Genomic DNA, 24,246 nt, shown 5'->3' on the forward strand with positions numbered 1-24,246 from the left:
TCGAACATGACCGGCATCATCGACCGCCTGGAGAAGCGCGGCCTGGTCCGCCGGGAGCCCAGCCCCTCCGACCGACGCGTCAAGAACGTCGTCCTCACCACGGAGGGCGAACGCGCCACGGACGCGATCCGCGCCAAGATGCAGGCCACGCAGGAGGGCCTGGACCGCCTCAGCGCCCAGGAGCGCGACACCCTCCACACCCTGCTGGAGCGAGTCTTCCTCACGCAGCCCGCCGCCTGACCCCTCAGTGCTGGATCAGGCCACCGACCGGGACGGAAGCGACGTGGCCGGTCACCGGAGCGGTCTGCGCCAGGGCGAGACCGATGTCGACCAGCGATGACCGGCGCAGGAGAGCGACGTCGGGGATCGGCGTCCACACCGACTCGGCGGTTTCGCCGCTGGGCTCGGGCCGGAGTCGGCCGCCGGTGATGCGGACCTCGTAGAAGATGCCGCTACCACCGGCCCGCCTCAGCTCACCGCCCTCTTCACGAGCGACCCGATCCTCGCCTCGTCCTGGGCCGTCAGTTCCTTCAGTGCGAAGGAGGCCGGCCACATGGTGCCGTCGTCGAGGTTCGCCTTGTCGCTGAAGCCGAACGTCGCGTACCTCGCGTTGAACTTCTGCGCGCTCTGGAAGAAGCAGACGACCTTGCCGTCCTTGGCGTAGGCGGGCATCCCGTACCAGAGCTTCGGCGCCAGGTCCGGCACGGCCGCCCTGATCACCGCGTGGATGCGTTCGGCCATGACCCGGTCCGATTCCTGCATCTCGGCGATCTTCGCGAGCACGGCGGCCTCGTCCTCCGCCGCCTTGTCGGCGCGCGATGCGCGGCGCGCGGACGCCTTCAGTTCCTGGGCGCGCGCCTTCATCGCGCCGCGTTCCTCATCCGTGAATCCGTCGAACTTCTCGGCGGTCGCGGTGGTGCCGGTGGCGGGGCTCTGGGTGGACTTCATGGCGGGTTCCTTACGGTGCGTGGCTGCTGGGTGAGGTGCGGGGGCAGGCCCGGGAGGAGCCGCCGTGGCGGCGGCTTCTCCCGATGGACCGTCGGGGCGAGCCGATGTGCCGGGCGCCGTCAGCCCCACGCGCCGGCGATCTGGCGGGTCGCGGCGTTGAGCCGGTTGAAGAGGTTGGTCACGCCGATCATGAGGACCAGCGCCGCCAGCTGCTGCTCGTCGAAGTGCGTGGCGGCCGCGTCCCACACCTCGTCGTTCACCGCGTCGGGACGGTCGGCGAGCCGCGTCGCGGCCTCGGCGAGAGCGAGTGCGGCCCGCTCGGGCTCGGTGAAGTAGGGAGCCTCGCGCCAGGCGGCGACCGTGGCGAGGCGCTCGTCGCTCACGCCGGCCTTGCGTGCCGTCTTCGCGCCGCCGTCGACGCAGGCGCTGCAGCCGTTGATCTGGCTGACCCGCAGGTGCACCAGCTCCAGGGTCTGTCCGTCCACCCCTGCGGAGTGCACGGCCTTGAAGAGCGTCTGGATGGGCTGCATCGCGTCGGGCAGGACGACGGCGGGGTTCTTCATACGGGACTGCATCATGATCTGCTCCTCGTTCCGGTCGGTGCCCCGTTCCCTCGGGGCGTGGCTCCATATCAGCCGCATCCGCTCGCCACGACCACGGCGATGGGACACCGTGGGACACGTGAAACAGCCTTGAGCTGCGACGACTTGGCCAGGTAAGTTCCTGCCGAAACGGGACACGGGGGGCACTTGATGGATGGTCCGCAGCGGGCGACGAAGGCAGACCCACAGAACGAGCTGGCCGCCCGGCTGCGGCTGCTCCAGGAACTCTCCGGGCTCGGCGTACGGGCCCTGGCACGGGACACCGACCTCAGCTCGTCGTCCCTTTCGCGCTACCTCGGCGGCCAGACCGTCCCGCCCTGGCCCGCGGTGATCGCGCTATGCCGGCTCGTCAAGCGCGACCCCCGTCCCCTTCGCCCCCTGTGGGAGCGGGCATCCAACCCCCTCCCCGCTCCCCCGAAGTCCAGCCGCCAGGGCCGGCCGAGGCCCCGCAACGATCTGCCGCGCGACGTGCCCGACTTCACCGGCCGCGAGGCCCAACTCGCCACCGTGCTCGCCGCGGTGGACAGCCACCGGGTGGTCGCGATCGACGGCATGGCCGGTGTCGGCAAGACCTGTCTCGCGATGCACGCCGCGCACCGGCTCGCCGCCGATTACCCGGACGCCCAGCTCTATGTGGACCTGCACGGCTTCACCGAGGGCCGCGAGCCGCTCGACCCCGACTCCGCGCTGCGGATGCTGCTCGGCGCGCTCGACGTCCCGTCCGAGAAGGTCCCGCGGGAGGGCGTCGAACAGCTCGCCGCCTGCTGGCGCTCCGAGCTGGCCGACCGGCGGGTCGTCGTGGTCATCGACAACGCGGCCGATGCCGATCAGGTCCGCCCGCTGCTGCCCGGCGCCGGTACGTCCGTCGCCCTGATCACCAGCCGCAACCGGCTCATCGGCCTCGACGAGGTGCCCCCGGTCTCCCTCGACGTGCTGAGCCCGCAGGAGAGCGCCGAGCTCCTCGCCCGTGCCAGCGGCGACCCGAGCGGTCCCGACGGACGGCTCGGCCGCGACCCGGAGGCCGCCGCCGAGGTGCTGCGGCTGTGCGGTCATCTGCCGCTCGCCCTGCGCCTCGCCGCGGCCCGGCTGCGGCACCGGCCGGGCTGGACGGTGGGCATCCTCGTCGAGCGGATGGCCGAGGGAGCGAGCGAGTTCGACACCGCGTTCGCCATGTCCGTACGGCAGTTGGACCGCTCCCAGGCCCGCCTGTTCCGTCTCCTCGGCCTGCTGCCCGGGGGTTCCTTCGACGCGTACCTGGCGGCGGCGCTCGCGGACGTGCCGCTGCAGGGCGCGCGGGCGATGCTTGAGGACCTGGTCGACGCGCACCTCGTACAGGAGTCGACGGCCGGCCGCTACCGGCTGCACGACCTGGTACACCAGCACGCGCGCCGGGCCGGCGCGGAGCAGGATTCACCGGCCGAGCGGGAGCGGGCCCTTGGCCGCTTCCTCGACTACTACGTGCACGCGGCGGCCGCCGCCGACGCCGCGATGCCGTTCCTGTCCCCCGGCCGACCGCCCTCCGCGGGCCAACCCCCGGCAGCCCTCCCGAACTTCGCGGACAAGAACGCGGCGTTCGCCTGGCTCGTCGCCGAGTACGAGAACCTGGTGGGCGCCTTCGAGACGGCGGCCGCCGTCGGGGCCGACGCGCACGTCTGCGAGCTGCCGCGCTTCCTGCGGGCGTACTTCGCGCGGCGCTGCGGCACCACACATCTCAACGTGCTCTTCGAACGCTCACTGGCCGCCGCCGAGCGCCTGGGTGATCCACTCCAACTGGCCGACGCGCACAGCGACTTGGGCTTCGCGCGCTACAACGCGGGCCGGATGACGGAGGCCGCCGCCGCGTACGAGGCGGCACAGCCGCGGCTCTCCCAGGCAGGGGACTGGGCGTCGGAGGCCGAACTGGCCATGCGCCGCGGCTATTTGAAGTGGGACGAAGGGCATGTGCAGGAGCCGCTCGAACTCTTCAAACAGGCAGGGAAGTTGTACGAGCAGGCCGGCTGCCCGGCGGGCGAGGCCCAGGCGGCCGCGTCGGAGGCCTGGGCGATGCTGCAACTGGGACACCGCGAGGAGGCGGCGCAGCGGGCCAGGGAGGTGCTCGGCATGCCCCACACCGACCCCGCGTGGCCGCCCGCGCTGACGGCTCGGATCACCCTCGGCGTGGCCATCGCCCACCAGGAACCGGACGAGGCGGCGGACCACCTGCGTCAGGCGCTGGCGCTGGCGCGCGAGGACGGGCACCTGCACAACGAGGCGTGGTGCCTCAACTGCCTGGGTGTGGCACTGCGGCGGATGGGCCGCTACGAGGAGGCGCTGGCCAGCCACCGGGAAGCGTTCGCGCTCCTTGACGAGCTCTTCGAGGAGCACTGGAAGGTCCGCTTCCTGAACGGCTACGCCGAGACCTGCCGCCTCGCGGGCCTGCCCGATGAGGCCCTGCGCCTGCACCGGCAGGCGCTGGAGCTCGCCCCGGTCCTTGGGTACGGGCACGAGGCGACGCTGGCCCACGAGGGCATCGCGACCGTGCTCGACGAGACGGATCCGGCGGCGGCCGCGGAACACCGCGCGGCGGCCCAGACAGCGCTGGTCACTCGGGAGTAGGCAACTCCCTGAAGAGCGCCGCGAGTTCGCTGCAATCCGCCGTGAACCCCGACCTCATCCTCGAATCCGGCCCGGCCGCGGACTGCAGCGGGGATCAGGAGTAGGCGCCGACGGACTCCTCGGTCAGCTGCCGGTGCCGTTGGGGACTTGGTCACGCGCCGCGGGGCTCACATGGATGCGCAGGTCGCCGAAGCGGTGGGACGACCAGCCTTGGGCGTACCCCGGTGGCTCGTCCTCCGCCGCGGCGAGCGCGGCCGTCGGCGTGTGCTGTGCGGTCCGCTGGATGTCCGCGCCGGTGGTGCTGGCGTTGTGGCCGTGCGTCTGGGCGGAGGCACACCCGGCGTAGAAGGCGATGGGCAGGGCCTCGGACCCGGACACCACGCACGGCGGCCGCACACCGAGACGGTGGAGTTCGGATGCCGTGCCGGCCCAGTCGCGGCGCGAGGCGGTGGAGCCGTCCACGGCGTCCTTCAACACCGCGTACTGCACGGCCAGATGCCCGGCCATGGCGAGCGCCACCAGCGTCACGGCCACCGGCCGCCATGCGCGGCGCGTGGTGGTGACCAGGTGGATGAGGGCGTCGGCGACCGGGATGGCGAGCAGCGCGTAGAAGGGCAGCAGGAAGCGCGGCGCGGCGTATCCGATCATGAACAGGTACGGGATGCTCGCCGTCGTGGCGCAGGCCAGCGGCAACAGTGTGCGCGCGGTACGCCGGGACCTGACGGCCACCACAAGGCCGAGTGCGGCGAGCAGCGGCAGGGCGAACCACCACGCGATCAGCTCCGGGGCCGGAATCGAGCCGGTGCACGGCCGGCACAGCGTCTGGCCGCGCAGACTGCGCAGCTGATCGCCGATGGCGATGTTCCAGCCGAGACCGCCCTGGATCCGGGACGCGTCGGCGAGCCGCGCGCCCAGACCGCCGAAACTGACGTACGCCTCGACGATCCACCCGACGGCGCCGGTCGCAAGACCCGCGACGAGCACAGCCAGCGATCGTGGCCGCCACCAGCGGCGGAGGCAGACCAGCAGAGCGAGCAGGGGGAGGGTCACCCAGACGGCGTCGGTGGGCCGCATCCACGCCAGCAGCGCCGCGCTCGCTCCCAGGCCCCACAGCGCGGCCCGGTCGGAGCGGTCCGCCTGGGCCCGCAGGAGGCAGCCGACGCCCGTCAGGGCGCCGATCGCGACCCAGTAGTTGGGCATGACCTCCGGGCCGTAGAAGACGGTCACCCAGAGCGTCGCGAACAGGGCGCCGGCCAGGGCAAGCACTCGTACGGGAAACAGCCCGCGCCAGGCGCGCAGCGCAAGGAACAGGCCGAGCCCGGACAGCAGGGCGAGATAGACCCGCAGGAGTTCGGTGGACGACGACCACGAGGCGACCGGCGCGACGAGCAGGGAGATCCCGCGGGCACGGGGCGCGCTGAAGAACGCCGCCGGGGCGTGGCCGCTGACCTGGCTGACGTACACCGCCTCGTCCCAGCCGAGGCCCATCCCGGGCCGTACGAGGGCCAGTTGGGCCAGCACGAAGCCGACCGCCACGGCCGCCGGCAAGCCACGCCCTCCGGTACGTCGCGTGCGTCGCGAAGTGCGGACGGCCGACATCGGGCCCTGGCGCTCCGCTTCGACGAGCCGGACGTTCAAGGTGTTGACCATCGCCTGCCTTTCACCCGTCCACACCTGAGGGTTCCTCCGCTCCGTAGGACGCAGACCAAAGGAACGTAAATCAGTAAAAACGTGGACAAATTACCCCGAGCCGCTCAGGAGCGCAGGGTGGAGGCGTCTATCCGGAGCAGCCCGCGAGCTTGATGCCTCGTCAGCTCAGGAAGCCCGTGCCCCCCCCTGCGACGTATGCTTGCGCCGGTCAGGGGAGGAGGGGCCATGGGGCGAATGCCGTCGGCGCAGCGGCGCAGGCAACTGGTCGAGGCCGCGATCCGGGTGATGGCCCGCGACGGCGTCGCGAAGACCACGACACGGTCCGTCGTGGCGGAGGCGGGCGTCTCGCTGAGCGTCTTCCACTACTGCTTCGACTCCAAGCAGGAGTTGCTCGAAGCGGTGATGGACACCATCTCCGAGCACTCCGAGTCGGACGTCCTCACCACGCTCGTCCGCCGACCCACCCTGCGCGAGACGATCCGCGCCGGGCTCCAGGCGTACTGGGACCATGTCCTTGCCAATCCCGGCGAGCACATGCTGACGTACGAGCTCACCCAGTACGCCCTGCGGGAGCCCGGCTACGAGCATCTCGCCCGGCGGCAGTACGAGCGCTACGTCGCGGCCCACACCAAGGTGATCCGCCAGCTCCCCGCGGTCCTCGGCGTGGAGCTGGCGGTGCCCGAACCCGCGGCCGCCAGGTATCTGGCCGCGCTGACCGACGGGCTCACCCTGAACTTCCTCGTCCTTGGCGACGAGGAGAAGGCGGGCGACGTACTGGACGTCGTGGCGGACCAGATCCTGACGCTCATACGGCGGGAGTAACCAGGTCAGCGGCTGTAGACCGCTGCCTCATTGACGGAATAGCCGTACTTGGTGGCCCGCGTCACGCCGTGGATGCGGACGTAGCGCGCCTGCACCGGGCTGAACACCGCGTTGTCCAGGCCTCCGTCCGCGCTGTCCGTGGACCACACGGTCCGCCACGAGGTCCCGTCGCCCGAGACCTCGATCCGGTAGCCCCGCGCGTAGGCCTTCTCCCAGTCGAGGGAGACCTTGCCGACCGTGCGGGAGCCGCCCAGATCGAGCCGCAGCCACTGGTCGTCCGACCAGCCGCTCGCCCATCGCGTGCCGGTGTCGCCGTCCACGGCCTTCCCGGCGGCGTAGCTGGTGAACGGGTTCCACTCCGTGTCGCTGGCGCTCGCCGCGGCGTCGGCGGCGAGGTTGGCTGCGGGCTTGTGGCCCTCGGTCGCCTTCCAGGTACGGAGGTAGGACTCCGCGCCGCCGAGCAGGTCCTGCACCGTGTCCTTGCCGCCGCTGAGCCGCATCTGCTCGAGCCAGTCGGGCACCATGCCGACATGGGCCGCACCGTCGGTGTTGAAGTCCCAGGTGCGGTCGCCGGTGCGCTGCCGGTCGACGACGGAGCCCCCGTCGGCGGTGCGGAAGGGGTACTTGACCGCGTTCGGGGCACCGGGTCCTTCCGGTCCCGGCCAGCCGCCGACGCCGTTCATGTCGGTGCCGTAGCCGAGCCCGACGCCGTACTTCTCGCGCAGCGGCTTGGCCCCCGCGGACTCCTTGGCGAAGCTGTCGGCGCCGGTCATGTACGAGGACTTGAAGCCGCCGAGACGGTAGAGCCGCTCCAGCCAGCCGTCGTCCATCCAGCTGTGGCTGGAGAGCGCGCCGGGGTAGTCCGCCGACTCCAGCATGTCCAGGGCGCGGTCGGCCGCCTTGACGCTCATGTGGTCGACCTCGAGCATCATGTTGCGTTTCATCATCCCCTTGACCGCGTACTCGCCCAGGCGGGTAAGACCGCGGGTGTTGCACTGCGCGTCGCCGTCGTACGTGGGGATCTTGGCGCCGGCGGGGAGCAGCTTGGCCACCTCGGCCGGGGCGGCCGCATTGCCGGTGGGGTTGTCGTGCTGCGGACCGCTGCACTTCTCCGTACGCCAGAAGGTGCCGGTGGAGAGGAACTGGCCGATGTTCACGGCCGTTCCGATGGTGCCCGAGTCCATCCGCACCCCGCAGAGCGCGTTGTCGAACTTGTGGCATAGGAACATGCTGCGCACACCCAGCTTGTGCAGCTCGTCCAGACCGCTGTCGATGTCGGCCTGGCTGCACTGGGGTACGCCGAGGATCTGCTTGCAGCCGAAGGGCTCCGAGGTCTCGACGCCGAGCACCACGGCCAGCTTGCCGTCCGCGGCGACCTGGCGGGCCTGGCTGGAGTCGGTGACGATACGGAAGAAGCCCTTGCCCTTTCCGCCGTAGATCTTGTCGATGTAGTCCTGCATCTCGTAGGTCTTACGGGCCTCGAGGCGGATGGCGTCCATCTCGTTGCAGCCACGGTCCCTGACGTAGATCGAGCACAACAGGCCGTTGGACACCAGGTCGTTGACCAGGATCCGCTGGCCGCCGCGCCAGGCGCGCTCCAGCCATGCGTAGTAATTCTGCTGGTGGCTGAGGGAGTTGTGGGCCGGCCAGTCCTTGAACGTCGGCCAGCCCACCGGGTCGTGGTGGCCGTCCGCACCGCCGGTGACGTTCTCGAAGAGAGCGAGCGCGCCGTCGGGATAGTGCTCGGGGCAGTCCTTGAGGGCATCGGCGACGCCCTCGGTGGAGAACGCCTTGCCGCAGATGATGCGGCCGCCGAAGCCCTCGTTGGACATCAGGTGATTGTGCCCGTCGACGAAACCGCGGACCCGGCCCTTGCTGTCCGTGCCGCGGAAGGGTTCGCCGGTGACGTTGATCTGCGAATCGGCGGCGGGCCGCGCCGTGGGCTCCCACCAGGGGGTGTCGGCACCCTCGGCCGGTGGGGAGCCGACGGTGAAGGCCAGCAGGAGGGCGACGACAGCGGCAAAGAGTCCGCGTCTGCGCAGGAGGGTCATCCGGGGCTACCTTCGCTGTCCGGGATGGGCGCGCGCTAACTTACTCGCGCGTAGGTCCCGTCGAGAATGGCGCGGCCCTGACAACCAGTCAATAGTCCGGGACAGATGACCTATTTGACACGTCGTCAGCCTCGTCGGTGGTCAGAGCCTTGGCCCCGTTTGCCCCCTTCAGGAACCCCCAAGAAAGCTCAGCCGCACCTGACGGTCGGGGTTGTCCCGGTTCGTATCCACCAGGCACACCGACTGCCACGTGCCCAGCTCCAGCCGGCCCCCCAGCACCGGCAACGTCGCATGCGGCGCCACCAGCGCCGGAAGGACGTGGTCGCGGCCATGGCCGGGGCTGCCGTGGCGGTGCTGCCAGCGGTCGTCGGCCGGGAGCAGGGTGTGCAGGGCGGCCAGGAGGTCGCTGTCGCTGCCCGCACCCGTTTCCAGGATCGCGATGCCGGCGGTCGCGTGGGGGACGAAGAGGTTGAGGAGGCCGTCGCGGCCGGCCGCCGCCACGCGCAGGAAGCGCTCACAGTCGCCGGTGAGGTCGAAGACCTTCTCGGCCGAGCCGGTGGTGATGTTCAGGACATGGGTGGTGAAAGCGTCGGACATGAGGCCATCCTCCCGCACGCTGCTCCCATTCACTGATACGCGGCGTCCGCCTTTCGAGACGGCGTTGACCGTACGTGGACGATCTCGCTACGTTCTGCGGCATGTTGCGTTCAGCTCTGCTCACCACGCGCGGTCACATCGACCTGCTGCGGGTGGCTTCTGCTGCGTGTCGTCCCGGCTGCTGACGTCCCCTCAGCCCGCTTTTCCTTCTTCGCGCTTCTCTGCCGCGCCTGCCTTCGCCGCCCGCTCTGCCCTGCCGCTTGCGCGCTGTTGAATTCACCGTCCCTCGCGTAGGCCTTTCGGGTACCGGGTATCGGGCAGCCCTCCCTCCTGCCGTGGAGCACCCATGAGCATCAGTCATGCCCCGCCGGATTCACCACCAGACATTTCGGAAATATCCAAGTCCGCCGAGGGCACACCGCCGACCGGGCCGGAACTCGTCCCCATCATCCCCTCGTCCACCCGGCGCACCCGCGTCCCCCGCTGGCTGCGCCGCACCTCCGGCCCGCTCGCGCTGCTCGCCCTGTGGCAACTCCTCAGCTCCACAGGGGTGTTGACCAAGGACGTCCTCGCCTCGCCCGGGACCATCGCCGGCGTCGCCCGCGACCTCATCGCTGACGGGTCGCTGACCTCCGCCATGGGGGTGTCCCTGCAGCGCGTCGCGATCGGGCTGCTGCTCGGCGCCGTCGTGGGGACCTCGCTCGCACTCGTCTCGGGGCTCTTCCGCATCGGTGAGGATCTCGTCGACGCCAGTGTGCAGATGCTGCGCACCGTGCCGTTCGTCGGGCTCATCCCGCTGTTCATCATCTGGTTCGGCATCGGCGAGGCGCCCAAGGTCGCCATCATCACGCTGGGCGTGTCGTTCCCGCTGTATCTGAATGTGTACGCCGGGATTCGCGGGGTCGACTCGCAGCTCATCGAGGCCGGGGAGTCGCTGGGGCTCTCGCGGTGGGGGCTCGTGCGGCACGTGATCCTGCCGGGCGCGCTGCCCGGGGCGATGACGGGGCTGCGGTACTCGCTCGGCATCGCCTGGCTCGCCCTCGTCTTCGCCGAGCAGATCAACGCGGACTCGGGCATCGGCTTCCTGATGGTCCAGGCGCGTGACTTCCTGCGGACCGACGTGATCGTGGTCTGCCTGATCGTCTACGCCTTCCTCGGCCTCGTCGCCGACTTCATCGTCCGCACCCTCGAAAGGCTGCTGCTGCAATGGCGACCGACGTTCACCGGCCGGTGACCCCCACCACCGGCAAGGCCCCGACCGCCCCCGCCGCCCAGCCGACTTCGGCCGTACGGGTCGCAGGTCTTACCCGCTCCTTCGACGGGCGCGCCGTCATCGATCAGCTCGAACTCGACGTCAAGCCGGGTGAGTTCGTGGCGCTGCTCGGGCGCAGCGGCTGCGGCAAGTCGACCCTGCTGCGCATTCTTGCCGGGCTCGACCGGGACATCCAGGGGACGGTCCTCGTGCCGCGCCGCAAGGCCGTCGCGTTCCAGGCGCCGCGCCTCATGCCGTGGAAGCGCGTGTGGCGCAACGTACTGCTCGGCCTCAAGGGAAAGCCCCAACGGGGCCTGGCCGAACGGGCATTGGAGGAGGTCGGCCTCAAGCACCGTACGAACGCCTGGCCCAAGACGCTCTCCGGCGGCGAGGCCCAGCGTGCGTCGCTGGCCCGTGCCCTTGTGCGCGAGCCCGATCTGCTGCTGCTCGACGAGCCGTTCGGCGCGCTCGACGCCCTCACCCGCATCAAGGCGCAGCGGCTCGTCGACGAGCTGTGGCAGCGGCGCGGGTGCGCCGTGCTCCTTGTCACGCACGACGTCGAGGAAGCGGTGCTCCTCGCCGACCGGGTGCTCGTCATGGACGAGGGGGTCATCGCGTACGAGACACAGATCGATCTGGACCGGCCGCGCGGCATCTCCGATCCCCGCTTCGCCGAGCTGCGCGCCGAGCTGCTTCGGCGCCTGGGCGTCGACGCGCCCGCCCACGCGGAACCCGCCGCCGCGGCGTGAACCACCGGCCGCTCCCCTCCCCCGTGAACAGCACGAACACACCGAACGGACGCACACCCACCATGCGACGACACCATGCCGCCCCCGCCCTGCTCCTCCCCCTGGCCCTGCTGCTCGCCGCCTGCTCCGGCACCTCGTCCGCCGGCACATCGGCGGGCGGCGCGGGCGGCGGCACCGACGGGAAGGGCTCGCTCACCCTCAACGTCGGTGACCAGAAGGGTGGTTCGGAGGCCGTGCTGCGCGCGGCCGGGGAGCTCGACGACCTGAAGTACAAGATCCGCTGGTCGACCTTCACCTCCGGACCACCGCTCCTGGAGGCCGTCAACGCCAAGGCCGTCGACATCGGTGCCGTCGGCAACACGCCGCCGGTCTTCGCGGCGGGCGCCGGCTCGAAGATATCCGTGGTGGCCGCCACTCACGGCACGGCGGCGGGTGAGGCGATCCTCGTCCCGAACGACTCGCCCCTGAAGAAGCCGCAGGATCTCAAGGGCAAGTCCGTGGCCGTGGCGCAGGGGTCGTCTGCGCACTTCCAGTTGATCGCGTCCCTGAAGGAGGCGGGGCTCGCCTTCAAGGACGTCAAGGTCAAATATCTGCAGCCGGCCGACGCGCTGGCCGCGTTCACCAGCGGCAAGGTGGACGCGTGGGCCGTCTGGGACCCGTACACCTCGCAGGTCCTGCAAGGGAAGAAGGGCCGCGTCCTCACCGACGGCGACGGGGTGGTGAACGGCCTCAACTTCCAGGTGGCCGCGCCCGGCGCGCTGGGGGACAAGAAGAAGTCCGCGGCCATCGCCGACTACCTGAAGCGGCTGCGCAAGGCGCAGGACTGGGTCCACGACCACCCGGAGGCGTGGGCGAAGGTCTGGGCGAAGGACACCGGTCTTCCGTACGAGGTCGCGCTCGACGCGGTCAAGCGCAGCAACGGCACCCGGGTCCCGGTGGCCGTGGACAAGAACGCGATCGCCTCCGAGCAGGACATCGCGGACACCTTCACCGATCTGAAGCTGATTCCGCGCCGCATCGACTTCGGCGACTTCGTCGACACCCGTTTCAACGGCGACCTGCCGCCCTCCACCAGCAAGCCGCGCACCTACGGCAAGGAGTCCTGACCATGACCGTCCACCTCAACTGGTTCCTGCCGACCGGCGGCGACGGGCGCACCCTCGTCGACCGGCACGCCTACACCGACGGCGGCGTCAAGCGCTCCCGCGTCACTCCGGTCAGCGGGGTGCGGGCCCCCGACATCGACTATCTGATCCAGATCGCCAAGGCGGCCGAGCAGTTGGGCTTCGAGGCGGTGCTCACCCCCACCGGAACGTGGTGCGAGGACGCCTGGCTAACGACGGTCGCACTCGCCCAGCACACGGAACGGCTGAAGTTCCTGGTGGCGTTCCGGCCCGGTGTCATCTCCCCCGTGCTCGCCGCGCAGATGGCGGCCACGTATCAGCGCATCACTCGGGGACGGCTGCTCCTGAACGTCGTCACCGGCGGCGACTCCACCGAGCAGCGGCGCTTCGGCGATCATCTCGACCACGATCGCCGGTACGCCCGTACCGATGAGTTCCTCTCGGTCGTCCGGGGAGTCTGGAGCGGCCGGCCCTTCGACTTCACCGGCGAGCACTACCAGGTGGAGGGCGGCCTCACCGCGCTGCCGCCGGACCCGCTGCCGGAGATCTTCTTCGGTGGTTCGTCGGCGGCGGCCGGTCCTGTCGCGGCGCGGCACACGGATGTGTACCTGACGTGGGGCGAGCCGCCGGAGCAGGTCAAGCAGAAGATCGACTGGATTGCCGGGCTCGCCGAGGAGCAGGGGCGCACGGTCCGTTTCGGGATCCGGCTGCACACGATCTCCCGCGACTCCGCCGCCGAGGCATGGGCCACGGCGAACCGGATGCTCGACGACCTCGACCCGGACACCGTCGCCGCCGCCCAGCAGGCGCTCGGCCGCAGCGAGTCCGTGGGCCAGCAGCGGATGCTCGCGCTGCACGGCGGTTCCCGCGACGACCTGGAGATCTCGCCCAATCTGTGGGCCGGGGTCGGCCTCGTGCGGGGCGGCGCGGGCACGGCCCTGGTGGGCAGTCACGCGGATGTCGCCGACCGGATCGAGGAGTACCACTCCCTCGGCATCGAGCACTTCGTCCTGTCGGGCTATCCGCACCTGGAGGAGGCGTACTGGTTCGGGGAGGGCGTGATCCCCGAACTTGCGGCGCGCGGGCTGCTGCCGCGCATTCCGGCCTCGCAGCTGGCCGGGGTTCCCGCGGTGAACGGACGTCCGGCGTCCGCTCCGGGTGGCGCGCCGCTGCTGGTGGCCGGAGGCCGCTGACCTGCGGGTGCGGCGCGCGGGAAGATCCCGGGCCCCGATGGAGTTAGTAGAAACGTGAACGACATTGGGGCACGGGACGCGGCCGCACAGCAAGCGGCACAAGAGGTGGACGTGGTCGTCATAGGCGCCGGGCAGGCGGGTCTGTCCAGCGCCCATCATCTGCGCAGGGTCGGCTTCGAGCCGGACCGGGACTTCGTCGTCCTGGACCACTCGCCCCGGCCCGGCGGCGCATGGCAGTTCCGCTGGCCGTCGCTCACGTACGGGAAAGTGCACGGCATGCACGCGCTGCCCGGCATGGAACTGACGGACGCCGACCCCGAGCGCCCCTCGTCGGACGTCATCCGCGAGTACTTCGACGCCTATGAGCGGCGCTTCGACCTGCGGGTGCGCCGCCCCGTCGACGTACACAAGGTGCGCGAGGGTGACGGTGCGCGGCTGCTCGTCGAGACCTCGGCCGGGAGCTGGGCGACGCGGGCGCTGATCAACGCCACGGGCACGTGGGACCGGCCGTTCTGGCCGCGCTATCCGGGCCAGGACACCTTCCGCGGGCGGCAGTTGCACACGGCCGTGTATCCGGGGCCCGAGTCCTTCAAGGGGCAGCGGGTGATCGTCGTGGGCGGCGGGGCGTCAGGCACCCAGCATCTGATGGAGATCGCGCCGTACGCCGCCGAGACCACCTGGGTCACACGGCGGGAGCCCGTCTTCCGCGAGGGACCGTTCGACGAGAACTGGGGGCGCTCGGCCGTCGCCATGGTCGAGGAGCGGGTGCGGCAGGGGCTCGCGCCGCAGAGCGTGGTGTCGGTGACCGGACTGCCCGTCAACGACGCCATCCGGCGGGCGCGGGCCGACGGGGTGCTCGACCGGCTGCCGATGTTCGACCGCATCACGCCGAGCGGCGTCGAGTGGGACGACGGGCGGCGGGTCGATGCCGACGTGATCCTCTGGGCCACCGGATTCCGCGCGGCGATCGAGCACTTGGCGCCGCTGCGGCTGCGCGAGGCCGGGGGCGGCATCCGCCTCGAAGGCACTCGGGCGGTCGCCGACCCCCGCGTCCACCTGGTGGGGTATGGGCCTTCGGCCAGCACCATCGGCGCGAATCGCGCGGGGCGTGCGGCCGTACGGGACATCCGGCGGCTCCTTGACGGGGTGCCGGTCGCGGTGTGATGCGCCGCGTCGGCGGTGCGGCACCACACCATGCGGCACCACCGCGCGGCACCACCGCTGGACATCACCCCTCGGCTCAGGGCGCGGGGATGTTCTCCAGGCGCTTGTACGGGAAGTAGCGCTGCACGCCGAGCCGGGCTCCGCCCGGGGTGACGCCGTCCAGGGCGCCGACCATGGTGCGCAGTTCGCTCGAACCCTCGCCCGCGGCGAAGCGCTCCCAGGCCGGCATGTCCTCCCACTCCGCGTAGTTGAGCACCCGCCGTCCGTCCTTGCTCGCATGGAAGTGCGCCCCCAGCAGTCCGGCGGGACGGATCCGCTCCAGCATCTCGATGACCGCGTCGCTCAGGGCGCGCTGGCTCTGCGGCCCCTCGGTCTCGAATGTGGGGGTGACGAGCACACCCGGGCGTCGGTCCGCACCCTCCTGCGGTACGTAGCTGCGGTGCAGCGCATAGCGCACGACGCCGGGGCGTTCGATGCCGGGCACGGCCTCGTCGACCCTGCCGATGGCTGCGGGGCGCCGCGTGCGCACCCACTCGCGATGGGCGTCGTCGTCCGTCCACTGCGCGTAGTTGAGGACTTCGCGGCCGTCCTCGCCCAGGAACGTGGTGAGCGAGAGCATCGCGTCCGGGCGCTCCTGGCGTTCCCACTCCCCGATCACGAGGTCGGCGGCGCGGCTCTGGACGTCCGGGGACGGCACGATCCAGGAGCTGACGAGGATGGTGCCGGCGTCCGCGCGGCGGACGTCGGGGAAAGCGGTCGCTATCGGTGCGGGCATGGTTGCGTCCTCCTGAGCCTTGTGGCGCGGTCGACACAGAGCCTCGTACCTGAAGCGAGGTTGAGGTCAAGCGGGGGAATCACCCTCGGGAGGGCGATCCCCTGGGGCACCTGGCCGGCGGACTAGCCGGTGGACTAACTGGCGGACTTCTTGTTCTGGTTGAACTCCGCCACGTTCCTCTGCTGCTCCTCGAAGCTCGACGTGAAGCGGGTGTCTCCCGGCTTCACCGTCACGAAGTACAGCCAGTCGCCCTGTGGCGGGCTCGTCGCCGCACGCACGGCCTCCTCGCCGGGGTTGCCGATCGGGGTGGGCGGCAGACCCATGCGCGTGTACGTGTTGTACGGGCTGTTGATCTTCGTGTCGCTGTCGCGGGTGTCCAGCGTCGACCGGTTCAGGGCGTAGTTGACCGTCGAGTCCATCTGCAGGGGCATGCCCTGGTCGAGGCGGTTGTAGATGACCCGGGCCACCTTGCCCATGTCCGCCTTGGAGCCGGCCTCGGCCTCGATCAGGCTCGCGATGGTGACGGTCTGGTAGATGTTCACCGCGCTCCGGTCGGCACCCGCCGTGACCTTGCCGCCGTTGAACCTCTTGGTCGCCGTGTTCACCATGTACGACAGGACGGACTCCGGAGTCGACCGGGAACTGATCGGATAGGTCGCCGGGAAGAGATACCCCTCGGGGTTGCCGCGCGCGTCACCGGGGAGCTTGAGGCCGGCCTTCGGCAGAGCCTTCTTCGTGGTGCCGGACGGCACCCCCAGGGCCTTGTCGATCGCGCCGTACACCTGGCCCGAGCGCCATCCCTCGGGGATGGTCAGCGACTCGGGCTGCGGTTTGTCGTCCGGGAGGAGAAGCGGCACCGCCACGGCGGTGGCGGCCACGACGGCTCCGGTCACGATCAGGGCGATCCGGCCCCGACGCGTCAGTCGAATCGCGCCCCGGCGCGGAGTCTTGGTCTGCAGCATGCGGGCACGGTATCCCGCAGATACGGACATTCAGCGCATATCTTTATGTCGCTGGCTCCAGTTGGGCGTCTCTGCGGACCAGGGCGGCGTAACGGCCGTCCCGCTCCAGGAGCTCCTCGTGGCTGCCGCGCTCGGCGGTCCTGCCCGCGTCGAGGACGACGATCTGGTCGGCGCCGCGGACCGTCGAGAGCCGGTGGGCGATGGTGAGCGTCGTGCGATCGGCGGACAGCGCGTCGATGGCTTCCTGCACGGCGTGCTCGGTGTGGGTGTCCAGGGCGCTGGTGGCCTCGTCCAGGATGAGCACGGGCGGGTCGCGCAGGATCGTACGGGCGATGGCGAGGCGCTGTTTCTCGCCTCCGGAGAAGCGGTGGCCCCGCTCGCCGACGACGGTGTCGTACGCATCGGGCAGAGACGCGATGTGGTCGTGGATCTGGGCGGCGCGGGCGGCCGTGATCAGCTCCTCGTCGGTGGCGTCGGGCTTGGCGAAGCGCAGGTTCTCGGCGACCGAGGCGTGGAAGAGGTACGTCTCCTGGGAGACGACGCCGACCGCGCGGGCCAGCGTGTCGAAGTCCAGGTCGCGTACGTCGACGCCGTCGATGGTGACGCGGCCGCCCGTCACGTCGTACAGCCGTGGCACGAGATAGCTGAGCGTCGACTTCCCGGAGCCGGTGGGGCCGACGACGGCCAGGCTGCCGCCCGCGGGGACGGTGATGTCGATGCCGTCGAGGATCGGACGGCTCCGGCCCTCTTCCGTGTCGCCGTCCGCGTCGTAGCGGAACTCGACGCCCTCGAAGCGGACCTCGCCCTTGATCTTGTCGAGGCGCACGGGGCGCTCCGGCTCGGTGATGTCGATGGGCAGGTCCAGATACTCGAAGATGCGCTGGAAGAGCGCGAGCGAGGTCTGGATCTGTACGCCGGTGGAGAGCAGGCTCACGGTGGGCCGGAACAGGCCCTGCTGGAGCGAGACGAAGGCGACGAGCGTGCCGATCGAGACCGTCGGGCCGCCGAGCTGGAAGGCGAGGCCCGCGGTCCAGTAGATGACGGCGGGCATGGCGGCCATGACGATCGTGATGACGGCCATGCGCCAGCGCCCCGCCATGTTCGACCGGACCTCGAGGTCGACCAGCTGCTCGGATTCGTCGGCGAAGGACTTGGTGAGCGAGTCGGCGCGGCCCATGGTGCGGCCGAGCAGGATGCCGCTGACGGAGAGCGACTCGGTGACCGTGGCAGCCATCGCGGCCATCTGCTTCTGGCGCTGCGTGGCGATCTTCTTGCGCTCACGGCCGACCCGGCGGCTTATCCACACGAACACGGGCAGCAGGAGCAGCGAGACGACGGTGAGGCGCCAGTCGAGGGCGAGCATCGCGACGATGGTGGCGACGACGCTGGTGAGGTTCGAGACCAGGGACGTGGCGGTGGAGGTGACCGTCGCCTGCATGCCGCCGATGTCGCTGGCGATGCGGGACTGGACCTCACCGGTGCGGGTCCTGGTGAAGAAGGCGAGCGACATGCTCTGCAACCGGCCGTAGACCGCCGTGCGCAGGTCGTGCATGACGCGCTGGCCGACCGTCGTGCTGATCAGTGTCTGCAGGACGCCGAAGACGCTGGTGACGACCGCGCTGAGGATCATGCCGAGGGCGAGCAGGCTCAGCAGGCCCGTCCGTCCCTGCGGGATGGCGGTGTCGAGGATTTCCTTCAGCAGGAAGGGGGTGGCGACCGATACCAGGGAGGCGGCGCCGACCAGGAGGCCGACGATCGCGAGGCGGCCGCGATAGGGGCGGAAGAGGCGCAGGATGCGGCGGATCTGCCGCGGCTGCTCCTCTTGGCCCGGGACCAAGGGCGGCTGCGGTGTCCACCGGGGTTCGTCGTGACGCATGGGCTCCTACGGGAGGTGAGGCGGCCGTCGGCTCGTGGGCCGCCCATGACGGACGGCCCACGAGCCGACGATGACTGATGGAGCATAGCTCACTGTTACCTATACTCACAATGCACAAGGTCCTGATAATGTTCCCCGCATGAACACCCCGGACGCCGACGGCCTGCTCGCCGAACAGCTGCTGCGGCTGACCCGCAGGCTGCACCGCATCCAGAAGCGCCATCTGGTGCCGATCGGCATCACCCCCGCCCAGTCCCGTCTGCTGCGCACCCTCGCGCACTGCGAGACGCCGCCCCGCATGGCCGACCTCGCCCAGCGCCTCGAAGTGGTCCCGCGCGCGGTGACGAGCCTGGTGGACGGCCTGGAGGCGAGTGATCTGGTCCGTCGCGTGCCCGATCCCACCAACCGCCGGGTGATCCGCATCGAGCTCACCGACGCCGGGCGCGGTGCGCTCAGGGAGCTGCGCAGCGCGCGCCGGGCCGCCGCAGAGGACATCCTGGCTCCATTGGACGCCGAGCAGCGCACCCAGCTCGGCGGCCTGCTGAACGCGCTGTTCGATGTGCCGGACGTCCGCCGCCGCTGAAATCGTCTCTCACACCGCCGAGGAGAGCCCATGCCGCTGCTGGAGCCGAAGCCGCAGGCCCTGCGCCCCACGTCGCGCGCGGAGGGCCCGGCCCCCGACCGAGTGCCGGACCGGCGGTCCACGGGCACTCCGGAGCCGCTGCGCTCGGAGCTTTCCGCGCTGCTCGGCCCCGACAAGGTCCTGACGGGCATCTCCGACCTGGTGCGGTACGCGTCCGACGCGAGCCCCTACCGCTTCGTGCCGCAAGTGGTGGTCGTCGCCGAGGACATCGACGACGTCTCCGCCGTCCTGTCGTACGCGCACGGCAGGAGCCGCGAGGTCGTCTTCCGCGCGGCGGGCACCTCGCTCAACGGCCAGGCCCAGGGCGAGGACATCCTGGTCGACGTACGCGAACACTGGGCGGGCGTCGAGGTCATCGGCGACGCAGAGCGGGTGCGGCTCGGCCCGGGGACGACGGTCGTGCGGGCCAACGCCACGCTCGCCCGGCACGGACGCGTGCTCGGCCCGGACCCGGCGAGCGCGATCGCCTGCACGATCGGCGGGGTCGTCGCGAACAACGCCTCCGGGATGACGGCGGGCACCACTCGCAACTCGTACCGCACGGTCGCATCGCTCACCTTCGTCCTGCCGACGGGCACGGTCGTCGACACGGCGGAGCCGGACGCCGACGAGCAGTTGGCGCACGCCGAACCCGCCCTCTGCGAGGGCCTGTTGGCGATCAAGCGCGAGATCGAGGCCGACCCGGAGCTCACCGCCCGCATCCGCGCCAAGTACGAGATCAAGAACACGAACGGCTACCGCCTGGACGCCTTCCTGGACGGCGCCACGCCCGTGGAGATCCTGCGGGGTCTGATGGTGGGCTCCGAGGGCACCTTCGGATTCATCTCCGAGGTCGTCTTCGACACGCTCCCGCTGGACCGCCGGGTGACCACGGGCCTGCTCTTCTTCCCGTCCCTGCCGGCGGCGGCCGCGGCGGTCCCGCTGTTCAACGAGGCGGGCGCGCTGGCCGTCGAGCTGATGGACGGCAACACGCTGCGTGCGTCGACCCGTGTCGCGGGGGTGCCCGCCGACTGGGGGCGGCTGCCGAAGTCGACGGCGGCGCTCCTGGTGGAGTTCCGCGCACCGGACGAGGCGCGTCAGGAGGCGTACGAAGCTGCGGCCGCCCAGGTCGTCGAGGGGCTCGAACTGGTCGCGCCGGTCGCCTCGGTGACGAACGCGTTCACTCGCGACGCGAAGACGATCGGGGGCTACTGGAAGGCGCGCAAGGCCTTCGTCACGGCGGTCGGCGGATCGCGCCCCTCCGGGACGACGCTGATCACCGAGGACTTCGCGGTGCCGCCGTCCCGACTCGCCGACGCCTGCGAGGCCCTCCTCGACCTCCAGACGCGGCACGGCTTCGACGCGGCCGTCGCGGGCCACGCCGCGCACGGCAATCTGCACTTTCTGCTCGCCTTCGACGCGGGAAAGCCGTCGGACGTGGAGCGCTATGCCGCCTTCATGGACGACTTCTGCCGGCTGACCGTCGAGCGCTTCGACGGTTCGCTGAAGGCCGAGCACGCGACGGGGCGCAACATCGCGCCCTTCCTCGAGCTCGAATGGGGCGCCAAGGCAACGGAGTTGATGTGGCGCACGAAGCAGGTCATCGACCCGGACGGGGTGCTGGCGCCGCGCATCGTCCTGGACCGCGACCCGAAGGCGCATCTCCGAGGGCTGAAGACGATCCCCAAGGTGGAGCTGATCGCTGACCCGTGCATCGAGTGCGGCTTCTGCGAACCGACCTGCCCCAGCGAGGACTTGACCACGACACCGCGCCAACGGATCGTGTTGCGCCGCGAGATGATGCGCCAGGCGGCAGGATCACCGGTCGAGGACAGCCTGGTCGACGCGTACGGCTATGACGCCGTGGACACCTGCGCCGGGGACTCGACCTGCAAGCTCGCCTGCCCGGTCGGCATCGACACCGGCGCCCTGATGAAGGACTTCCGGCACGCGCGGCACTCCCCGCGCGAGGAGCGGGCCGCAGCGCTCGCCGCCAAGAACTTCAAGGCGGTCGAGGCCTCGGCCCGTCTTGCCGTGTCCGCCGCCGACCGGATCAGCGACCGGCTCCTGACCACGGTGACCCGCGCCGCGCGCAAGGCCGTACGCCCCGATCTGATCCCTGAGTGGCTGCCGGAAATCCCCGGAGCGGCCGCCCGCAGGCTGCCGTACACCGCACGCGTGGGCGCGAGCGCCGTCTACTACCCGGCATGCGTCAACCGCATCTTCGGCAGCCCCGGCGACCGCTCGCTGCCCGAGGCGCTGGTCGCCCTCTCCACGCGCGCGGGCAGGCCGGTCTGGATTCCGGACGATGTCGCCGGGACGTGCTGCGCGACGATCTGGCACTCCAAGGGGTACGACGCGGGCAACACCGTCATGGCCAACCGCATCGTCGAGGCCGCCTGGGGCTGGACGGCGGGCGGCAGGCTGCCGCTGGTCGTGGACGCCTCGTCCTGCACGCTCGGCATCGCGCACGAGGTCGTGCCCCATCTCACCGACGACAACCGGCAGTTGCACCAGGAGCTGACCGTCGTCGACTCCCTCGTCTGGGCCGCCGACGAGCTGCTCCCCCACCTGACCGTGTACCGCACCGTCGACTCCGCCGTCCTGCACCCCACCTGTTCCATGAGCCACCTCGGCGACGAGGCACAGCTGCGGACCTTGGCCGAGGCCTGCGCGGACGAAGTGGTCGTCCCGGACGACGCCGGGTGCTGCGCCTTCGCGGGCGACCACGGCATGCTGCACAAGGAACTGACGGAGTCGGCGACCCGCAAGGAGGCGGCGGAGGTCACGGCGCGGGACTTCGACGCGCACCTCTCGGCGAACCGCATGTGCGAGGTCGGCATGGACCATGCGACGGGCCGTCACTACTACTCCGTACTCCTGGAGTTGGAGCGCGCGACCCGCCCGTGATGTCACCTGGGGCTGCCGGTCAGTCGTGACCGGTCAGTGCACGGCTTCGCGATCGTGGTGCGGCCGGGAAGCGATGGGCTCGGCGTGCCGGCGGCCGTGGACGCGCCCCGGGCGGACCGGCCACCAGGTGCTGCGTCCGAGGATCGCGGCGAGCGCGGGCACCAGGACGATGGAGAGGACGAAGGCGGAGAGCATGATGCCCAGCGCCGTCGCGAAGCCGATCTGCTGGGTGCCGGGGTTGGAGTTGACGCCGAGGCTGCCGAAGGACGCGGCGAGGACGACGCCCGCCGTGGCGATGGCGGGCGCGGTGTGGCGCACCGCGCGGGCGACGGCGGCGCGGGCCGGTCCCGGGTGTTCCATCTCCTCTCGGATGCGGTCGCTGATCAGGATGTTGTAGTCGGTGCCGAGGGCGACGACGAAGAGGAAAAGGACCAGCGGCAGAACGAAGTTGACGCCCGGCTTGTCGAGAAGGTGCTGGAAGACGAGGGCGGACGCGCCGAGGGTCGCGGCGAAGCCGAGGCCGACGGCGATCATGAGGATGGCCGGGGCGAGCAGACTGCGGAGCAGGACGAGCAGGATGAGGGCGATCAGCGCGGCGGCGACCGGGAACACGATCCTCAGGTCGTGGTCGACGGCGGTGGAGATGTCGGCGAAGATCGCGGCCGTGCCGCCGACATGGGCTTCGGTTCCGGCAGGGGTGTGGTCGGCGACGGTGTCGCGGACGGGTCCGGAGACGAGGTCGCGGGCCTGCTGACTCTGGGTGTCGGCGGTCAGATAGAGGTCGATACGGGCGGCCGTGCGGTCGCCGTTGAGGGTGGTCTTGCCGACCTGGCCGACGCCCTTGACCTCGGCGAGGGCCTTGGGCAGGGCGCCGATTCCTCCGGCGGTGAGGGTGCGGCCCTCCTTGGCGGTGACGTAGACGGTGGTCGGGTCGGACACTCCGGCTGGCAGCGTTCGGGAGATCTCGGCGGCGGTGGTCGCGGCCGGCGTTTCGTGCTCACCGGTCGTCTGCCCGAAGTCCATCCGGATGCCGACCAGTCCGGCCGCGAGCGCTCCGAGCAGGGCGACGGAGGCAAGGACCAGGGTGAACGGGCGGCGGGCGACGAGATCGCCGACGCGGGCGGCCGCGCCGGGCCGGGGCTCGCGCTTGAGGGAGCGTGAGGGCCAGAACATCTTGCGCCCGGTGACCGCGAGCAGCGCGGGCATCAGCGTGAGGCTGGCAAGAAGCATGACGAGCACCGAGACGGCGATCGCCGGACCGAGCACCCGGAACTGCCCGAAGGTCGCGATGCCCAGCGTCGCGAAGGCGGCCACGATGGTAAGGGCCGCCGAGGTGATCGCGGTGCCGACGCGGGCGCTGACCTCGCCCGATATGGCCCGCGCGGGCGCGTCGGGGTGGGCCCGCAGCTGTTCGCGGAAGCGGAAGAGGAGGAAGAGGAAGTAGTCGACGCCGATGCCGATCAGGACGACGCTGATCATGCTCGGGGTGGAGGGGTCGAGCTTGATGCCGGTGAGCATCGCGGCGCCGACGACCGCGCCCGCCGCCGCGCCGCCGATGATGACGACGGCGAGCAGCGGAACGAAGGCGGCGAGCACGCTGCGGAACACCAGGATGTTGATCAGCACGATCAGGCCGACCATCAGGATGCCGACGACCTTCTCCGTGGTCTCCTCGGCCTCGCCGGTGTCGACGAGGTCCGCAAGACCGCCGGTGAATCCGGTGCGCATCCCGGCCTCGGCGAACTCGTCCTTCGCCTCGTCGCGGAAGGCGCGGTAGAGGTCGTGCAGGCCGGGGTCCGTCGAGTTGCCCGTCAGCTGTACGGAGAGCAGCTCGAATTCGCGGTCGGGCGCGACCATGGCGGGGCTGACCTCGGGCGTCTGGGAGTGGTCCTCGGTCAGGAAGGAGGGGGTGTCCTCCTTCGGCTCGGGCATGTCGACCCGCTGGCGGCCCAGCTTCTCCGCGACGGCGCCGATGCGGCGGTGGTCGGGGCCGGTGAGGGGCTTGCCGTCCTCGCGGGCGACGAGGACGGTCACCGCGTTGGCGTCGGGCTGCACCCCGAACCGCTCCTCGGCGATCTTCAGCGCGGCGGCCGAGTCGTACTTCGCGGGCAGGAAGTCGCCGCTCTGGGTCTCGGTGACGCGGTAGACGAACGCCTGGCTGAGCAGGGTCAGGAACATGCCGATCACCGCCCAGAGGGCGATGACCTTCCATGGATTGCGGGTGGAGAACCCGGTCAGGGCGCGGATCACGTTGTCCTCCGGCAGTGGGTGGAGCGCCGGGTTCTCCCGGCCTGTGACCAGCTCATCAGCGCGGATCCGGCGAATCGTCCGAGCGCGGGACGAGAAGCGGACTG

The 24,246-nt window shown here is 70.8% G+C and carries 20 protein-coding genes and 1 pseudogene; 11 read left to right on the forward strand and 10 right to left on the reverse strand.

Translation table 11 applies throughout. The features are described 5' to 3' along the window. Positions 1-240, forward strand: a 240-nt coding sequence (locus AB0G47_RS28655) for a MarR family transcriptional regulator (protein WP_360775754.1), incomplete at its 5' end; no start/stop codon positions are given. Between the two features lie 4 nt (positions 241-244). On the opposite strand, the pseudogene AB0G47_RS28660 reads toward AB0G47_RS28655, so the two are convergent. The 3 genes and pseudogenes from AB0G47_RS28660 to AB0G47_RS28670 form a co-directional block, all read right to left on the reverse strand. Next, positions 245-451 (reverse strand): annotated as a pseudogene (locus AB0G47_RS28660) (NUDIX hydrolase); the annotation flags it as partial. A gap of 17 nt (positions 452-468) precedes the next feature. Then, positions 469-948 (reverse strand): DUF1801 domain-containing protein, encoded by a 480-nt coding sequence (locus AB0G47_RS28665; RefSeq protein WP_360775756.1) that lies wholly within the window; start codon positions 946-948, stop codon positions 469-471. A 119-nt stretch (positions 949-1,067) separates the two neighbouring features. Then, positions 1,068-1,523, reverse strand: a complete 456-nt coding sequence (locus tag AB0G47_RS28670) for a carboxymuconolactone decarboxylase family protein (protein WP_360776253.1) — start codon at positions 1,521-1,523, stop codon at positions 1,068-1,070. Positions 1,524-1,700: 177 nt separating this feature from the next. Between AB0G47_RS28670 and AB0G47_RS28675 the strand changes: the two genes are divergently transcribed. After that, complete coding sequence (locus AB0G47_RS28675; RefSeq protein ID WP_360775759.1) at positions 1,701-4,145, forward strand: tetratricopeptide repeat protein; 2,445 nt, start codon at positions 1,701-1,703, stop codon at positions 4,143-4,145. 123 nt (positions 4,146-4,268) lie between these two features. On the opposite strand, the gene AB0G47_RS28680 is transcribed toward AB0G47_RS28675, so the two are convergent. Beyond that, positions 4,269-5,633: a hypothetical protein gene (locus AB0G47_RS28680; protein ID WP_360776256.1), complete on the reverse strand. Its 1,365-nt coding sequence runs from the start codon at positions 5,631-5,633 to the stop codon at positions 4,269-4,271. Between the two features lie 387 nt (positions 5,634-6,020). Here AB0G47_RS28680 and AB0G47_RS28685 point away from each other — a divergent pair, with 387 nt between their 5' ends. After that, positions 6,021-6,617 carry a TetR/AcrR family transcriptional regulator gene (locus AB0G47_RS28685; protein ID WP_360775762.1) on the forward strand — a complete coding sequence of 199 codons (597 nt, stop codon included), beginning with the start codon at positions 6,021-6,023 and terminating at the stop codon, positions 6,615-6,617. Between the two features lie 5 nt (positions 6,618-6,622). On the opposite strand, the gene AB0G47_RS28690 is transcribed toward AB0G47_RS28685, so the two are convergent. Both AB0G47_RS28690 and AB0G47_RS28695 read right to left on the reverse strand, forming a co-directional pair. Further along, entirely contained in the window at positions 6,623-8,668 is a 2,046-nt protein-coding gene (locus AB0G47_RS28690) for a discoidin domain-containing protein (protein ID WP_360775764.1), read from the reverse strand. A 168-nt stretch (positions 8,669-8,836) separates the two neighbouring features. Further along, the gene (locus tag AB0G47_RS28695; RefSeq protein ID WP_360775767.1) at positions 8,837-9,265 is read right to left on the reverse strand and encodes a YjbQ family protein; all 429 of its coding nucleotides are present in this window, start codon (positions 9,263-9,265) and stop codon (positions 8,837-8,839) included. 101 nt (positions 9,266-9,366) lie between these two features. Here AB0G47_RS28695 and AB0G47_RS28700 point away from each other — a divergent pair, with 101 nt between their 5' ends. The 6 genes from AB0G47_RS28700 to AB0G47_RS28725 all read left to right on the forward strand — a co-directional run bounded on the left by AB0G47_RS28700 (position 9,367) and on the right by AB0G47_RS28725 (position 14,747). Next, positions 9,367-9,450 carry a putative leader peptide gene (locus AB0G47_RS28700; protein WP_353962314.1) on the forward strand — a complete coding sequence of 28 codons (84 nt, stop codon included), beginning with the start codon at positions 9,367-9,369 and terminating at the stop codon, positions 9,448-9,450. Positions 9,451-9,611: 161 nt separating this feature from the next. Beyond that, a complete protein-coding gene (locus AB0G47_RS28705) occupies positions 9,612-10,499 on the forward strand; it encodes an ABC transporter permease (protein ID WP_360775769.1) in 888 nt (295 codons plus the stop codon). Next, a complete protein-coding gene (locus AB0G47_RS28710; RefSeq protein WP_360775772.1) occupies positions 10,472-11,266 on the forward strand; it encodes an ABC transporter ATP-binding protein in 795 nt (264 codons plus the stop codon). The genes AB0G47_RS28705 and AB0G47_RS28710 overlap by 28 nt, the downstream gene beginning before the upstream one ends. 62 nt (positions 11,267-11,328) lie before the next feature. Continuing rightward, the gene (locus AB0G47_RS28715) at positions 11,329-12,372 is read left to right on the forward strand and encodes an ABC transporter substrate-binding protein (RefSeq protein ID WP_360775775.1); all 1,044 of its coding nucleotides are present in this window, start codon (positions 11,329-11,331) and stop codon (positions 12,370-12,372) included. 2 nt (positions 12,373-12,374) lie between these two features. Then, the gene (locus tag AB0G47_RS28720) at positions 12,375-13,583 is read left to right on the forward strand and encodes an LLM class flavin-dependent oxidoreductase (RefSeq protein WP_360775777.1); all 1,209 of its coding nucleotides are present in this window, start codon (positions 12,375-12,377) and stop codon (positions 13,581-13,583) included. Positions 13,584-13,637: 54 nt separating this feature from the next. Further along, positions 13,638-14,747, forward strand: coding sequence for an NAD(P)-binding domain-containing protein (locus AB0G47_RS28725; protein WP_360775780.1), 1,110 nt, complete (start codon positions 13,638-13,640; stop codon positions 14,745-14,747). A gap of 76 nt (positions 14,748-14,823) precedes the next feature. Here AB0G47_RS28725 and AB0G47_RS28730 read toward each other — a convergent pair whose 3' ends face one another. From AB0G47_RS28730 to AB0G47_RS28740, 3 genes are all read right to left on the reverse strand, one after another. Further along, positions 14,824-15,522 carry an antibiotic biosynthesis monooxygenase gene (locus AB0G47_RS28730; RefSeq protein ID WP_360775783.1) on the reverse strand — a complete coding sequence of 233 codons (699 nt, stop codon included), beginning with the start codon at positions 15,520-15,522 and terminating at the stop codon, positions 14,824-14,826. A 134-nt stretch (positions 15,523-15,656) separates the two neighbouring features. Beyond that, positions 15,657-16,481: an endolytic transglycosylase MltG gene (gene mltG / locus AB0G47_RS28735; RefSeq protein ID WP_360776261.1), complete on the reverse strand. Its 825-nt coding sequence runs from the start codon at positions 16,479-16,481 to the stop codon at positions 15,657-15,659. Positions 16,482-16,527: 46 nt separating this feature from the next. Beyond that, positions 16,528-18,360, reverse strand: a complete 1,833-nt coding sequence (locus AB0G47_RS28740; protein WP_360775786.1) for an ABC transporter ATP-binding protein — start codon at positions 18,358-18,360, stop codon at positions 16,528-16,530. A 139-nt stretch (positions 18,361-18,499) separates the two neighbouring features. Here AB0G47_RS28740 and AB0G47_RS28745 point away from each other — a divergent pair, with 139 nt between their 5' ends. Further along, the gene (locus AB0G47_RS28745) at positions 18,500-18,943 is read left to right on the forward strand and encodes a MarR family transcriptional regulator (RefSeq protein ID WP_135335070.1); all 444 of its coding nucleotides are present in this window, start codon (positions 18,500-18,502) and stop codon (positions 18,941-18,943) included. Positions 18,944-18,973: 30 nt separating this feature from the next. Next, positions 18,974-21,892, forward strand: coding sequence for an FAD-binding and (Fe-S)-binding domain-containing protein (locus AB0G47_RS28750; protein ID WP_360775789.1), 2,919 nt, complete (start codon positions 18,974-18,976; stop codon positions 21,890-21,892). 33 nt (positions 21,893-21,925) lie between these two features. Here the strand turns inward: AB0G47_RS28750 and AB0G47_RS28755 are convergent, their stop codons facing one another. Next, entirely contained in the window at positions 21,926-24,142 is a 2,217-nt protein-coding gene (locus AB0G47_RS28755; protein WP_360775792.1) for an MMPL family transporter, read from the reverse strand. Between the last annotated feature and the right edge of the window lie 104 nt (positions 24,143-24,246).

This window comes from Streptomyces sp. NPDC021622 (genome assembly GCF_040640795.1).
GTDB lineage: Bacteria > Actinomycetota > Actinomycetes > Streptomycetales > Streptomycetaceae > Streptomyces.

What these genes read in the sequence shown, in the direction of transcription:
- AB0G47_RS28740 (WP_360775786.1), bottom strand. Translation starts at nt 18,360, where the DNA reads ATGCGTCACGACGAACCCCGGTGGACACCGCAGCCGCCCTTGGTCCCG.
- AB0G47_RS28745 (WP_135335070.1), top strand. Translation starts at nt 18,500, where the DNA reads ATGAACACCCCGGACGCCGACGGCCTGCTCGCCGAACAGCTGCTGCGG.
- AB0G47_RS28710 (WP_360775772.1), top strand. Translation starts at nt 10,472, where the DNA reads ATGGCGACCGACGTTCACCGGCCGGTGACCCCCACCACCGGCAAGGCC.
- AB0G47_RS28685 (WP_360775762.1), top strand. Translation starts at nt 6,021, where the DNA reads ATGGGGCGAATGCCGTCGGCGCAGCGGCGCAGGCAACTGGTCGAGGCC.
- AB0G47_RS28730 (WP_360775783.1), bottom strand. Translation starts at nt 15,522, where the DNA reads ATGCCCGCACCGATAGCGACCGCTTTCCCCGACGTCCGCCGCGCGGAC.
- AB0G47_RS28750 (WP_360775789.1), top strand. Translation starts at nt 18,974, where the DNA reads ATGCCGCTGCTGGAGCCGAAGCCGCAGGCCCTGCGCCCCACGTCGCGC.
- AB0G47_RS28715 (WP_360775775.1), top strand. Translation starts at nt 11,329, where the DNA reads ATGCGACGACACCATGCCGCCCCCGCCCTGCTCCTCCCCCTGGCCCTG.
- AB0G47_RS28675 (WP_360775759.1), top strand. Translation starts at nt 1,701, where the DNA reads ATGGATGGTCCGCAGCGGGCGACGAAGGCAGACCCACAGAACGAGCTG.
- AB0G47_RS28700 (WP_353962314.1), top strand. Translation starts at nt 9,367, where the DNA reads ATGTTGCGTTCAGCTCTGCTCACCACGCGCGGTCACATCGACCTGCTG.
- AB0G47_RS28665 (WP_360775756.1), bottom strand. Translation starts at nt 948, where the DNA reads ATGAAGTCCACCCAGAGCCCCGCCACCGGCACCACCGCGACCGCCGAG.
- AB0G47_RS28690 (WP_360775764.1), bottom strand. Translation starts at nt 8,668, where the DNA reads ATGACCCTCCTGCGCAGACGCGGACTCTTTGCCGCTGTCGTCGCCCTC.
- AB0G47_RS28680 (WP_360776256.1), bottom strand. Translation starts at nt 5,633, where the DNA reads ATGGGCCTCGGCTGGGACGAGGCGGTGTACGTCAGCCAGGTCAGCGGC.
- AB0G47_RS28705 (WP_360775769.1), top strand. Translation starts at nt 9,612, where the DNA reads ATGAGCATCAGTCATGCCCCGCCGGATTCACCACCAGACATTTCGGAA.
- AB0G47_RS28720 (WP_360775777.1), top strand. Translation starts at nt 12,375, where the DNA reads ATGACCGTCCACCTCAACTGGTTCCTGCCGACCGGCGGCGACGGGCGC.
- AB0G47_RS28670 (WP_360776253.1), bottom strand. Translation starts at nt 1,523, where the DNA reads ATGCAGTCCCGTATGAAGAACCCCGCCGTCGTCCTGCCCGACGCGATG.
- AB0G47_RS28695 (WP_360775767.1), bottom strand. Translation starts at nt 9,265, where the DNA reads ATGTCCGACGCTTTCACCACCCATGTCCTGAACATCACCACCGGCTCG.